This is a genomic window from Sphingomonas sp. CCH9-E2, from assembly GCF_001557215.1.
Taxonomy (GTDB): domain Bacteria; phylum Pseudomonadota; class Alphaproteobacteria; order Sphingomonadales; family Sphingomonadaceae; genus Sphingomonas.
On sequence record NZ_LSJM01000002.1, the window covers coordinates 1 to 13813 of the forward strand.

Annotated in this window: 10 protein-coding genes and 1 pseudogene; 2 read left to right on the forward strand and 9 right to left on the reverse strand. The window is 66.6% G+C overall.

Annotated features, from left to right (window positions below):
* Both AX681_RS00030 and AX681_RS00035 read left to right on the forward strand, forming a co-directional pair.
* On the forward strand, window positions 1-1084 hold a 1084-nt coding region (locus AX681_RS00030; protein ID WP_066681491.1), incomplete at its 5' end, for a dipeptidase.
* A gap of 77 nt (window positions 1085-1161) precedes the next feature.
* Window positions 1162-3288, forward strand: a complete 2127-nt coding sequence (locus AX681_RS00035) for a S46 family peptidase (protein WP_066661150.1) — start codon at window positions 1162-1164, stop codon at window positions 3286-3288.
* A 36-nt stretch (window positions 3289-3324) separates the two neighbouring features.
* Here the strand turns inward: AX681_RS00035 and AX681_RS00040 are convergent, their stop codons facing one another.
* The 9 genes and pseudogenes from AX681_RS00040 to AX681_RS21675 all read right to left on the reverse strand — a co-directional run.
* Window positions 3325-3828 carry a hypothetical protein gene (locus tag AX681_RS00040; RefSeq protein WP_066661147.1) on the reverse strand — a complete coding sequence of 168 codons (504 nt, stop codon included), beginning with the start codon at window positions 3826-3828 and terminating at the stop codon, window positions 3325-3327.
* Between the two features lie 75 nt (window positions 3829-3903).
* On the reverse strand, window positions 3904-6318 hold the full coding sequence (locus AX681_RS00045; protein ID WP_066661145.1) for a caspase family protein: 2415 nt from the start codon (window positions 6316-6318) through the stop codon (window positions 3904-3906).
* Window positions 6319-6332: 14 nt separating this feature from the next.
* Complete coding sequence (locus AX681_RS00050; protein ID WP_156442789.1) at window positions 6333-7013, reverse strand: hypothetical protein; 681 nt, start codon at window positions 7011-7013, stop codon at window positions 6333-6335.
* Between the two features lie 159 nt (window positions 7014-7172).
* The gene (locus AX681_RS00055; protein ID WP_066661141.1) at window positions 7173-8678 is read right to left on the reverse strand and encodes a tetratricopeptide repeat protein; all 1506 of its coding nucleotides are present in this window, start codon (window positions 8676-8678) and stop codon (window positions 7173-7175) included.
* A 19-nt stretch (window positions 8679-8697) separates the two neighbouring features.
* Entirely contained in the window at window positions 8698-10473 is a 1776-nt protein-coding gene (locus tag AX681_RS00060) for a CHAT domain-containing protein (RefSeq protein ID WP_066661139.1), read from the reverse strand.
* Window positions 10474-10489: 16 nt separating this feature from the next.
* The gene (locus tag AX681_RS00065; protein ID WP_066661136.1) at window positions 10490-11185 is read right to left on the reverse strand and encodes a hypothetical protein; all 696 of its coding nucleotides are present in this window, start codon (window positions 11183-11185) and stop codon (window positions 10490-10492) included.
* A gap of 112 nt (window positions 11186-11297) precedes the next feature.
* Window positions 11298-11990 carry a hypothetical protein gene (locus AX681_RS00070; RefSeq protein WP_066661134.1) on the reverse strand — a complete coding sequence of 231 codons (693 nt, stop codon included), beginning with the start codon at window positions 11988-11990 and terminating at the stop codon, window positions 11298-11300.
* 282 nt (window positions 11991-12272) lie between these two features.
* On the reverse strand, window positions 12273-13637 hold the full coding sequence (locus AX681_RS00075; RefSeq protein ID WP_156455956.1) for a trypsin-like peptidase domain-containing protein: 1365 nt from the start codon (window positions 13635-13637) through the stop codon (window positions 12273-12275).
* A gap of 11 nt (window positions 13638-13648) precedes the next feature.
* Window positions 13649-13813, reverse strand: a pseudogene (locus AX681_RS21675) (class I SAM-dependent methyltransferase); the annotation flags it as partial.

Genomic DNA, 13813 nt, shown 5'->3' on the forward strand with positions numbered 1-13813 from the left:
GGTCGAGGCGGTGGATCTGACCCGCGACACCAGCAAGCTCGCCAAGCCGCTGCAGACCGACATCCCGCGCCTGCGCAAGGGCAAGGTCGGCGGGCAATTCTGGTCGCTCTACATCCCCGCCAGCCAGACCGGCGCGCAGGCGGTGCAGACCACGCTCGACCAGATCGACATCGTCCAGCGCGTGGTGCGTGCGCATCCCGACACCTTCATCCTCGCGCAGACCGCCGCCGATGTCCGCGCGGCGCGGACACAGGGCAAGATCGCGTCGCTGATGGGGATCGAGGGCGGGCACCAGTTCGGCGGCCGCCTGTCGGTGCTGCGCCAGTTCCGCGAACTCGGCGTGCTCTACATGACGCTGACCCACGGCAAGAGCCTGACTTGGGCCGATTCATCGACCGATGCGGCGCGCGCGGGCGGGCTCACCCCCTTTGGCCGGCAGGTGGTCGAGGAGATGAACCGCATCGGCATGATCGTCGATGTCAGCCATGTGTCGGACGCGACGCTGGACGCGGTGCTCAACGTGACCAAGGCGCCGGTGATCGCGTCGCACTCGTCCGCCCGCGCCGTCGCCGATCGCCCGCGCAACATCCCCGACGCGCTGCTGCGCCGGATCGCGGAGAATGGTGGCGTGGTGATGGTCAATTTTTACCCGGCCTTTCTCTCCACCGTGTGGAACGACTGGGACAATAAGCGGATCGCCTTTGCCAAGCTGAACGGCCTGACCACCGACGCGGTCAAATGGCGTGACGTCCCGGCGCTGGTTGCATGGGAGCGCGCGAACCCGGAACCGCGCGTCGATGTCGGCACGGTCGCCGATCATGTCGATCACATCGCCAGGGTCGCGGGCCATGACCATGTCGGGATCGGCGCGGACTATGATGGCATCAGCGGCACCGGCCCGATCGGCATGAAGGGCGTCGACAGCTATCCGCTGCTGTTCGCCGAACTCGCGCGGCGCGGCTGGAGCGACGCCAATCTCGCCAAGCTGGCGCAGGGCAATGTGCTGCGCGTGATGGAGCGGGTCGAGGCGACCGCCGCGTCGCTGGCAACCACGCCGCCCGCCAATGCGAACGAGCCCGGCTGATCAACCGGTTGCGCTTGCAACCAGTTACGGCGCGGGCTATCCGCAAACTGTGACATTATATCATCGAGGATGCTGACGTGCGCCATCGTTTCCTGTTGCTCGCCCCGCTCATTCTGGTTGCCGGTCCCGTCGCGGCGGATGAAGGCATGTGGCTGCCCAGCCAGACCGAAGCGATCGGGGACCAGATGCGCGCCGCGGGCCTCGAGCTCGACCCCAAGACGTTGGGCGACCTCAATCGCGCGCCGCTCAATGCGATCGTCTCGCTCGGCGGCTGTTCGGCGGCGTTTCTGAGCGATCAGGGGCTGATCGCGACCAACCATCACTGCGTCTATGGATCGATCCAGTATAACAGCTCGCCCGAACATAATTACCTGCGCGACGGCTTCCTCGCCCGCTCGTTCGGCGACGAACTCCCCGCCGCCCCCGGCAGCCGCGTCTATGTGATCGAGGATCTGCGCGACGTGACCGCCGACATGCTGCGCGGCGCGGTGAAGCTGTCGGGCGAAGCGCGCAACGGGCGGATCGAAACCAACCGCAAGGCGCTGATCGCCGCATGCGAGAAGAAGCCCAACCGCCGCTGCGACGTGCGCGCCTATTTCGGCGGCAAGCAATATTTCCTGCAGCAACAGCTGGAGATTCAGGACGTCCGCCTAGTCTATGCGCCCGCCGGCGGCGTCGGCAATTTCGGCGGCGAGATCGATAACTGGCAATGGCCGCGCCATACGGGCGATTTCGGTTTCTACCGCGCCTATGTCGCACCCGACGGGTCGTCCGCGCCCTATTCGAAGGACAATGTCCCGTTCAAGCCCAAGGCCTGGCTGCCGATCGCCAAACAGGGGCTGAAGGAGGGCGATTTCATCATGGTGGCGGGCTTCCCCGGCACCACCGAACGCCACCGCACCGGGGCCGAGACGCGCTTCTATTTCGAGAAATTCTATCCGCTCCAGCAGCGGCTGCTGTCCGACTATTCCGACGCGATCAACGCTGCGACCGCATCCTCGCCCGATCTGGCGATCCGCTACGCCTCGATCCTGAAGGGCACGGACAATTACAAGAAGAAGATCCTGGGGCAGCTTGCCGGTGCGGACTCGATCCGCTTGATCGAACGCAAGGAAGGCGATGAGCAGGCGTTCCGCGCCTGGATCGCCGCCGACGCGACCCGCAACACGCGCTGGGGCGCCGCGCTGACCGCGCTCGATACGCAGGCGGCCGCCGCCAACACCGCCGCGCTCGAGGGCCTCCGCCGCGGGCTGCTCGACCGTAGCCAGCTTTATGGCGCGGCGATGCGCGTCTATCGCTGGTCGCTCGAGCGCGCCAAGCCCGACGCGCAGCGCCGCGCCGGCTTCCAGGATCGCGACCGCCGCGCCGTGCAGGAAGCACTGACCCAGATCGAGCGCCGCTTCGACCCGAAGGTCGACCGCGCATTGTTCGAAAAGGCGATTGCCGAATATCGCCAGCTGCCCGCCGCCGCGCGCAACCCCGGCTTCGACGCGGCGATCGAGAAGATCGGCCTCGACGCGCTGTATCGCGATACGCAGCTCGGCACGACTACCAACCGGATCGCGCTGCTCGACCAGTCGGCCGACGCGCTCAAGGCCTCGACCGATCCGTTCGTGCAGCTGGCGATCGCCGCCTATCCCGATGTCGCGGCGCGTGAAGCCGCGACCAATGCCCGCGTCGGCGACCTTCAGGCGGCACGCTCGGCCTATATGGAAGCGCGCATGGCCTATGCCGCGTCGCAGGGGCGCACGCTCTACCCCGACGCGAACAGCTCGCTCCGCTTCAGCTATGGCACGGTGAAGGCCAAGAAGCGCGACGGCATGGCCTGGTCAGCGTTCACCACGGGTGAGGGCATCGTCGAAAAGCAGACCGGCAAGGAGCCGTTCGACGCGCCGCAGAAGACGATCGACCTGATCAAGGCCAAGGATTACGGGGCCTATACCGCGCCGGAGCTCGGCACGCTGCCGGTCAACTATCTCGGCACGGTCGACATCACCAACGGCAATTCGGGTTCGTCCACGCTCAACGCGCGCGGCGAATTCGTGGGACTGGTGTTCGACGGAACGATCGAAGGGATCATCTCCGACTGGTGGTTCGATCCGTCGATCACCCGCTCGATCCATGTCGATAGCCGCTACATCTTCTGGACCATGGCCAAAGTCGATGGCGCCCAGCGCCTGCTCGACGAGATGAAGGTGCGCTGACACGACACCGCCGGGGAAGTCCCGGTTGTTCGTACCTCAGCGGCGCTCCAGATTCCGCAGCATTCCGGCAACGCGGCCACCCAGCCGCACCATCGCGCTATCCTCGCGCCCGTCGATGCGCAGTTCGAGCCGCGCATCCAGCCCGAAGGTGCGCGAGCGGCTGTAATCGGCCGTTCCTTCCAGCGACATGCGCTCGATCGGGGCGGCGTCGAGCCGCGACTTGCGCGGCGCTTCAAGCAGGATGTTCCACACCGCCGGCGCCGCGGGGATGCTGGGGAGCGTATAGGCCTGACCGAGCGGTGCGCCATCCGCGGGGATGAGCGCGGACAGGGTGCGCAGGTCCGATCCGGGCAGCGCCAGCAAGTCCCGCGTCGGCGGCGGCAGATCGCCGCCATGGACCGTGGCTTCGGCCATCAGCAGGGCGCGGGCGTCGACTGCGATCGTCGCAGCGGCAGAGGCCGGCGCGGGCGGTGCGCTCGACACCCCGTCACGCGCAGCCGCAGGCACCGCAACCAGTGCGGGCCCGATCGCCGCAAGCATCCACTTCCCCCGCACCACTGCATACCCCCGTTTCAGTGATGCGGGGAACCTGCCCTATTCAGACGGCTTGTGCAATCATTGCCTGCCGGTGCGTTCGGTCTGCCAACTGAAGCGCAGCGCCGAGACCGCCGTCGGCTTCTTCGCCGGGCCGCTGCGTGTGGTCGATCCGACCAGCGCCGAATCGATCAGCTCCTCGATCCCCGTCCCTGCGCCGCCATTGTTGCGCATGCGCGTGCCCGCCAGCGTCGGTCCGGCGGCGGTGGCACAGGCCGCACCGTCCTCCGGCCCCGGGACCACCGGACATTGAGCCAGCCGGGCATAGCTCAGCGGCACGCCATCGGTGACGTCGCTGACCAGCAGCACCAAATCGTCGCGCAGATCGCCGCCGGGGCTGGCGTCGGTCAGGCTATATTGCAGCACACCGCTTTCGCCGGCGCGCAGCCGGGTCGGGTTGTCGGCCTTGATCTGGAACCGCCCATCCTGTCCGTCGAACAGCAGGATGCCGCCATCGGGGGAGAAGATCAGCGGGTTGACGTACAGATCGGCCTTGCCGGTGTTCGTGACCTTGATGAACAGCCAGTCGCAGCGCTGAAAGCGGAAGCCGCCGGCCTCGCTGCCATCGCCACCGACCCGCCGCGCGTCCTTGGCCACCGCATAGTAATCGGCGGTGGTGTCGGGGCACGCCGCCCCGGCCGCCAGCGCCTTGGGCCGGGCGACATAGAATTCGACTGCGACATGCCTTGCCGGATCCTCGTCCGGCTGCCCGCTGGCCAGGGCGGGGCTGGCGAGCACGCGCTGCAATCGGCTGAATCGCGTCGCCTTGACCAGCGCGCCGCCGATCGCGAAGCGCACGCGGATCGTCGGGTTGCTGCCATCCTGCGCCAGCGCAGCGGCAAGGTCGATCGATCCGAAATCGGCCGTCACCTGCCCCGGCGGCTGGGTGAGCGCGAGCTTGTCGCCGTTGAAGGTGAGGATCAGATCGGCGGTGTCGCCCGGCTGGACGAAGCTCGCGCCGATATCGGCGGGCTTGATCTCCTTGAGCGCCGCCAGTGCCGCCGCCTGCGCCTTGCTGGGGCTGGCGGGGGTGGCGGGCAGCGCGATGCGATAGTCGAGCTGCACCGGCTGCTGCTCGATCGTCGCGACCAGCCGCACCTCGCGCGACAGCGGCTTGCCATCGATGTCGCGCACATCGTTCCACGCCTCGGCCGTGATGTCGCCGAACGCGGTCGGCACCAGGATTGCCTTATAGGCATCGGCCCTCTCGACCCGTCCATAGAGGATCGTCTTGTCCCCGGCGGGCGAGGTGAGCGCGAGGCCGATGATCGTGCCCTCGATCACGCCCTGCAGCTGGCCGGCACCCATTTCGAGCTTGTCGATCTTCACCGGATCGGTCGATTTGGTGTCGGCGGTGAAGACGCGCGCGGGCTTGTAGACCGCCCAGCTCCCCCCGCCTTGCGTGGCAACGGCGGTCTTCATCAGGCCGCCCATCACCGGGCGGTCGAGATCGCCGTCGAATTCGGGTCGCGGTGCCTTGTGCCCGTCGATGCCCGCAGTGATGCGGTTAGCCAGGTCGCGATAGGAATAGACGCGCGGGTTGTTCCAATTGGCCATGGCATAGACGGTCAACAGGCCGTGCGCCGCCTGTTCCAGCGGGTCGGCATAGCGCGGCGCCTGATATTGCTTGGCCTGCTGCGCCGACGGTACCGCGAGCAGCCCGACATAGGCCCCCCAGCCTGCCTTGCCCTTCGACGTCTCCACCGCCAGGTCGCGGACGAAATTGCCGTCGCTGACGGTCGCGAACTTGCGACTGACCTTCAGGCCCAATTTGGTCGAGGTCGGCGCGCCATTGTCCTTGCCCGAAGCGTCACGGTTCGAATCGCCCGAATGACAGAAGTCGGCGAGGTAGGTCACGTTGCCGCCCTTGGCCCGGATTGCGTCGATGACCGCGCCGATCTCGTCATCGGTCACCGCATTCTCGATCTTCTCCGATCCGTTCGCCGGGCCGGTGTCATAGGGCAGGAACACCTCATCCAACCCGTCCGGCTCGGATCCCGCCACCGCTTCATTCTGCTGCATCCCGTGGCCAGAGAAGCTGAGCAGCACCTCGTCGCCCGGCTTGGTCGTATCCACCATCCGCTTCATCGCGGCGAGGATATTGGCGCGCGTGCCGACCCCATCAGGCTTGACCTTGGTCTGGCGCATGCGCGGATTGCCGCGCGCGGCGAGCAGTTCGGGCGTCGGCGGATCGAGCAGCAGCGTCACATCCTCCGCCTTCGCGCCCTCGCGGATCAGCGTCTCGGCGATCAGCACCGAATCGTTGAACGCGCCGATCATCGGCGACGCGATGCCTTCCTTGTAATTGACCACGCCGATGATCACCGCGCGGATGCGGCCCTTTGGTTCGGGTGCAGCGGAAGCGCCGGGCGCGACGGGCAGCGACGCAGCGACCAGCCCTAGGGCCCCCAGCGCGAGCATGATCTGCTTCAACATTGTCCGTCCCCCGTTCAGTTCGACACCAAAATGGCGCGCGTCCACACGCGGCCCTTGTTCGTCAGCGTGATCCGATAGTCCTCGGTCCGTCCGGGCGTCCAGCGACACAGCAGGTCGCGCCGCGCAATCCCCGACGTCGCCGCCGGGCGATCGCTGCACGCCACGCGCCCGCTGGCATCGGTCACCGCCAGCTCCAGCGCCGCATCGCCATCGCCGCGCACCCGCACCAGCGCCAGACGCCCGCCCTCGGCCCGCGCGCGCATCGTCAAAGCGCGGTCGGCGGGCAGGTCGTGGGTATAGACGATCGCGGCGGGCAGGATGCCCTTGCTTGCTTCGGCCAGCGCCGCCTCGATCGCCGCCAGCTTGTCGGCATCGCCTCCGGCCCAGCCACGCGCCTCGACCAGCAGCGCCGAGGGTGCGGTGACCGGCAATTCCTCACCCGTCCGGGCGCGGCCCAGGATCATCGGCGCATTCTCGGCGCGCACCAGCACGAACTCCCCCGTCGCCAGCATCCGCGCGGCAACGATCATCATGTCGACATCGCGGTCGGCCCGCGCCCGCGCGATCAGGTCGCGCACCAGTTCGGCCCGTTCGATCACCGCATCGGGTGCCGATACCGCGTCATGGCCGTCATGCGGCAACGGTGCGGCGGCAGCGAGCGGCAAAGCGGCAAGGATCAGGGCAAGGGGCATCATCAGACGCATCGGTCGGGCACTATTCCTGCTGGTTCGAACAAGTCATGCCTTGACCCCGCCCTTCGCCCGAGGCGACCGACAGGTTCTGACAGTCCGAAAAGGCCACAACGCAGCGTCCAACGCTGCAGTTTGGGCAGACCGTGGGAGAGCTGTGCATCATCATCGTTTCGACAGCTTCCAGGCGACACCCACCCGCGCCTCAAACACGCGAGAAAAGGCTACAAGTTCGCGCTGTTGGCCAGGGTCAGAACCGGCATAGGACTGGATCCGCGCAAGCGCGCCCTCGGTCGCATCCCGTGCCATTGCATAGGCAAAGCTGCCGCCTGCGCTGTCCGCTATCAGATCGGCGAAGTTCGACTGGGCGCGGATGCGGTCGGGATGCGTTGCCGGCACAGCCCGAAACCCCCGCACGCTGCGCCGGATCGCATCTTCGACCTCAGCGCGCCTGCCCAAGGCAAACAATGTTGCCGCCAGATCGGCATAAGCGCGCGCCGTATTGAGCGTCCGCTCCCCAAGAACCTTTTCGCGAATTGCCACCACCCGCTGCACCATCGGTAGCGCCTCTTCGGTCCGGCGCTGAAACCGCAAGTTCATCGACAGGTTGAGCAACCGATGGGCAGCGCTGAGACTGGCCGGGCCACTCCATCTTTCGGCAATCGCGACGCTGCGCCGATGCAGCGGCTCGGCGTCCCGATGTCGCCCCAGTCGATCCAGATTGAATGCGAGATTGCCTAGCGCGTCGCCCACCCGCTGATGGTCACTGCCCAAGGCACGCTCACTAATTCGATATGACTGAATATATAGGGGAAGTGCTTCCTCCTCGCGCCCCTGATCCGCGAGCAACGACGCAAGGTTGCCGAGGATCGATCCAACCGATTCGCTCTGAGAGCCGGTGATTGCCTCCTTGATCCGCAGCGCACTGCGATAATGGCGCTCTGCCTGTGCCGTCTGCCCCCGCTCGTGCAGAATTACCGCCAGCACATTATGAGCTGAGCCCAGTGCGCTATCGTCCACCGGTCGCGCCGCATCGACGATAGCGAGGCTGCGTTGCGCGACGTCCATCGCGTCACCGCTGCGTCCTTGACCGTGCAGATTCTGCGCGAGATCGATTAGAGCCCGTCCATGTTGGATGCTCGCTGGGCCAAAGGCGCGCGTTGCATGGGCTGCTGCATCACGTCTCAGCTGTTCGGCCGCTCCGAACCGATCCTGTGCCTCAAGATTACGGGCAAGATTGAACCGTGAATCGTCGAGCTGGCGGGCATCTCCGGACTGACCAGCCAGATTCAAGCTGCTCCGATAGGCCGATTCAGCTTCACGCAATCGCCCCTGCTCATCCAGGGTGATCCCCAAGATCGACCAGGCCAATGCATGCTCTTGCATCGAACCGGCACGCGACGCTTCGGCAACCGACTCACGGGCCAACGCTTCGCCTGTTTGGGGATCGCCCGACTCGGCCAGCATCTTGGCGAGATATGTCCGCTGGGTGAAACAGCGCGCGCTTCCTCGCGCCGTCGCCGCACAGCTGCGATAGCTCTGTGTAAGCAAGCCAATCGCCTCTTCCTGACGCCCCGCATGCACTGCGTCGATTACCACGTCCGGAATATCGACGCGCTCTCCGGCCTGCTGCGGCAATGGCGCTGCCGCCAGCGCCATCGTCAGCAGCAACGGCCAAGGCGCTGCCACCTCACTTCCCCGGTTCGCCGACCAGCGTGAACGCCGCCCAATATTTGGGGCTGACAAACTGACCGGTACCTTCGCTGCGCACCGTCTTCATCGCTGCCTGCAACGCACGCGCACGCCCGGCGACATCGCCCTTCTGGATATTGCCAAAGGTCTGCTGCATCAGCAGCGAGGTTGCCGCGTCGCTGACCGCCCAATGGCTGACCAGCAACGAGCGCGCGCCCGCGAACAGGAAGGATTTGGCGAGGCCCGACAGACCGTCGGCGCTCTTCCCGTCGCCAGCGGCCGTATTGCACGCGGACAGCACGACCAGATCGGCGGGGATTTTGAGCTGCGACACTTCGGATGCGGTGAGCAGCCCGTCGTCCAGTTCGGTTGCCTGTTTGGGCGGGGTAAAGACCAGCCCCGGCTCGGCATTGTCGCCCACTTCCGTCGCAAGCAGACCATGGGTCGAGAAGACGACGAAGCGCGCCGCAGGCAGGGTCTTGCTCGCCTTGACCGCAGCCTCGGTCGCCGCATCCCCGATCACGACCGCGGATTGTCCTCCGAACGCCTTTTGCAGGTTCTCGAGCTCCGCCTTGGCCTGGGGCAGATAAGCGAGCGCGCGCAGCTTTTCAGGGTCGGCGAGCTTGCCCTTGTACATCTGCCCGGCAAGACCTGGGGTCACGCTGCGAGCGGCTTCCGGCGTATAGGCACCCGCCAGCGTCGGGGCCCCATAAGCGGCCAGCGCGACGCCGCCACCGCGCACCTGCGCATAGCTGGCCGAACCCGATTTGGTGTCGCACCCCGGATGCGCATCGGCGGGCTTTTCGATGAGCAAGCAACGCAGCGAGCGCAGTGCCGACACCGAGGGCAGCTCGGCCAGCGCATATTTGTCGATCAGCCACGGGCTGGTCGCCACCGCCGCCGGGTCGGTATCCAAACCCTGTGGCGGCGCGGTGACGAGCAGCGCGAGCGGCAGCGAGGTGAGCGGGCCGCTGACATTGGTCAGCAGCACCTGCTTGCCCTTCAGCACGCCCTCCACCGGCGCGATCAGCTCCTTGTAGATTTCATAGGCCAGCTTGCGGTCGAATGCCTTGCCCTGCGGCGCCACTGCGGCAGCACCGCCAGCGGCAGGCGGCGGCTGGCGGCCCGATCCGCGCGCGCCGTCCACTTCCATGCTCGCGCGCAGCGTGTTGACCTTGGCGGCGAGCGCATCCTGCTTCATCGCCTCCGATCGCGACCAGGTCGAACCCTCGCGCGTCACGGCCCAGGTGTAGCTGGCATCGTCCGAAACGAGGATGACGACCATCGCCTCATCGGGGTTGAGCAGCTTCTGCACTGCCGCGATGTCGAGCGCCTTGGGGCGCGTCAGGTCGAAATATTGCGGGAAATCCTTGGCGATCTTGGCCTCGATCGCATCCACTTCGCTGCGCAGCGCGGCACGGCGCTGGGTCAGCGCGCGGCGCTCTTCCTCCGGCACCTGCGCGCCGCGTTCGATCAGTGCGCTGAACTGGCGATCGACCGCCTCGATCTCGGCGAGCTTCTTGTCGCGCTCCTGCTCCAGCACGGCGAGCGGGCCACCCCCCGCGGCAAAGCGCGCGGTCGTGCGATCGAGCGCTGCAGCGGCACCGGAAATCTGCGCATATTGCGCTGCCTCGAACGCCTCGGATCGCAGCACATCGGGCGATGGCACCGGTTCGATCTTGATGTCGGGCGTGGTCTGGGCGGACAGCAGGGCCGCGACGAGCGGCAAGGCCAGGACGGCCTTCAGCCGTGCATGTCGATCGTTCCGCGACATCAGTTGCTCCTCATCCTCAGCTCGTCACCAACGCGACGCCGGTGCCCTGCTCGCCATAGTTGATCGCCTGAATCACGAACGGGCCGGTCCAGATGGGATTGATCCGGCAATACAACGTCACATTGCCCGACATGTCCTGGCACATCAGGCTTCCATTCTCGTCGAAGATTTTGAGCGCCAGCGGCGTTGCCGAATCGCGGCGCATGCCGATCACCTTGGGTTCGCCACCGCGAAAAGAAGTACGGACCGTCCAGGTCGTTTTGCCCGGCACATATTGCACCATGCGGAGCGTATGGCACATGCAGGGGACGCCCTTGCTCGCCTCGGCGCGCGCGGCTTCGATCTCTGCCATCAGGTCCGCGTCACCGGCCGCGAGTCGGGAGGCTTCGGCGAACAGGTCCGCGCCGGTCACCGGCTTGGGCGTCACCTCGGCCTTGGCTGCGCGATCGAGGCTGCCCTTGTCCGCACCCTCCTTGACCGGCGCCGCATCGACGATCTTCGCCGCGACGATCATCGCGCGCGCATCCTTGGTGGCACGCGCAAAGTCGGCGAGGCGATAGCCGAGCAAAAGCGCTTCGGCGGCTTTCGAGTTATCGGTGTCCGGGAGAAGTTTCGGCGCCGAATCCGCGCCTTCCCGGGTCTGCGCCGCCGTGGTTCCGGCAACGGAAATCGATGCAGCCAGCATGGCTGCGACGATCGGAAACTTGCACATCGTGCTAATCCGGGAGCGCATCATGTCCTCCCCCTCGGCGCGTCTGCGATACCGCCACGCCCTGAAAAACCGCCGCCCCGAAGCACTGCTTCGGGGCGGCCAGTCTTTCGGCTTAGTTGGTCACCAGCGCAGCGCCGGTGCCATAGGCGCCATAGTTGATCGTCTGGACCGAGAAGGGGCCGGTCCAGATCGGGTTGACGCGGCAATACATCGTCACGTTGCCCGACATGTCCTGGCAAACCAGATTGCCGTTCTCGTCGAAGATCTTCAGGCCGACCGGGGTCGCCGAGTCGCGGCGCACGCCGACGACCAGCGGCTCACCGCCACGTGCGGTGAAACGCACGGTCCACACGGTGTTGCCCGGGACATATTGCACGGTGCGGATCGCACCGCCGACCACGCCCTTCGACGTTTCCGCCTGCGCCGCTTCGACTGCGGCGACGATGTCGGCGTCACCCGCTGCCAGCGTCTTGGCTTCGGCGAACAGGTCAGCCGAGGTGGTCACCTTGGCGGTGCCGGTGCCCTTGCCGGTGCCTTCGATCTTGCCCTTGTCGGTGCCTTCCTTGACGGTGACCGAGTCGACCATCTTGGCCGCGACGATCATCGCGCGCGCATCCTTGGCGGTGCGGGCATAGTCGGCGAGCTTGTAGCCCAGCGCCAGCGTGTCGACAGCCTTCGAGCTCTCAGTCGCCGCAGCTTCCTTCTCGCTCAGGTTCGTGCCCTTCTTGTCCTGCGCGATCGACGGCGACGCCAGCAGGCTTGCTGCTACCAGTGCCATCGCCATCTTCTTGTTGAGCGTAACCATTACCTTCGTCTCCTCACTCTCCGGGCCTGCTCCCAAGCCGGCCTCGCGAACTGATCCCTCGATCAGGCAGGTTCGTCTTTAATGTGGCCCCCGCCCGCGCGACACTAACAGTTTCAGTCTTGGTTGCCATATCAAACTTGGCGCGAAGTCCCTGATTCTTGACGAATCCTACGCGCGACTCCGCCAACTACGTACGTATTATCCGCGTAACGACATTGGACTCGGTAACGCCTGTTACCCAAGTTGAGGAAAGGCGCTTGGACTGTCCCGACGCCCTCCGTGTCAGCGTTCGAGCTTGAGCTGGATCAGACTGTTGCCGCGCGCGACGAACAATATTGCGCCGCTCGCAACATTCTGGAACGCGCGGGCAAGTTCTGCCGCGCTCTGCACTTGCTCGCCATTGACGCCGACGACGATGTCGCCGACCGCGAGGCCCGATCGCGCCGCCGCCGAACCCGGCTGCACGCTGGCAACGACCGCCCCGCGCAATTGCTCGGGCACCTTGTCGGTGGCCGCGACGTCGCGGAAGGTCGCGCCCAGTGCCGCCAGCCCGGCGCCGCCGGTGGCGGGTCGCGTCACCTGCACCGGACGCGGTGCTTCGACCGTCACCTGCGCCGTCCCGGTCGCGCCGCCGCGCCGATAGCCCAGCGCGATCGTCTTGCCCGGTTCGAGCACGCCGAGGATCGCGGTGAGGTTGCCCGGCCCCTCGATCGCGCGCCCGTCGGCGGAGGTGATGATATCGCCCGATTTGAGGCCCGCGCGCGCCGCCGGGCTGTCGGGCGAGACTTCGGCGACCAATGCGCCGCGCGTCGATCCGCTGCCCGCCGCCTCGGCCGTCACCGGGCCGACCGTCACCCCGATCCGCCCGCGCTTGACGCTGCCGTTGCGGCGCAGCTGGTCGGCGACCGCCATTGCCATGTTGATCGGCACGGCAAAGGCGATGCCGCTATTGTCGCCCGACTTGGACCAGATCGCGGTGTTGATGCCGATCAGCCGCCCGCGGCTGTCGATCAGCGCGCCGCCCGAATTGCCGCTGTTCACCGCCGCGTCGGTCTGGATGAAGTCCTGCAGCCCGTCGCCGATGCCCGTGCGCCCCAGGCCGGAGATCACCCCCATCGTCAGCGTCTGATCGAACCCGAACGGATAGCCGATGGCAAAGGCGAGGTCGCCGACCTCGATCTTGCCGCTGTCACCCACCTCGATCGCGCGCAGCCCGGTCGCCTTGATGCGCAGCAGCGCGATGTCGGTCTGCGGATCGCGCCCGACCACCTCGGCATCGACGACGCGGCCGTCATAGAGCTGGACCTTGAAGGCCGTGCCCTTCTCGACGACGTGATTGTTCGACAGGATCTCGCCGCGCGCGGCATCGATGATCACGCCCGACCCGCAGCCGATCGGCAGCGGCGCGCCCTTGGGCAGCGCGCGGACCTTGCGCCCGGCCTTGGCGGTGGTGCCGGGGAAGATCGTCTCCATCGCCGGGAAGTTCTTGAACCGCTCTTCCTGCGACCAGAACAGCACGGCGGCCCCGACCTGCCGCAGCTTCGCGACATCCTGCGGCGCTGCCTGGACTGCGGGCGGCGGCGTGGCCGTGCCCGCTGCGCAGCCCGCCAATGCCAGCGCGCCGAGCGCTACTCCCCATGCCCGCATCATCGCTCTCCCTAGTCTTTGATCAGCGTGACCTGCGCGACATGGATGCCCCCGCCGCGAAACCCGCCTTCGCAATACATCAAGTAATAGCGCCACAGATCGATGAAGTGGGAATCAAATTCGGCGGGCATTCGCCCCTCTGCCGCCGCCGCGTCGAACGCCTCCCGCCACAGCTT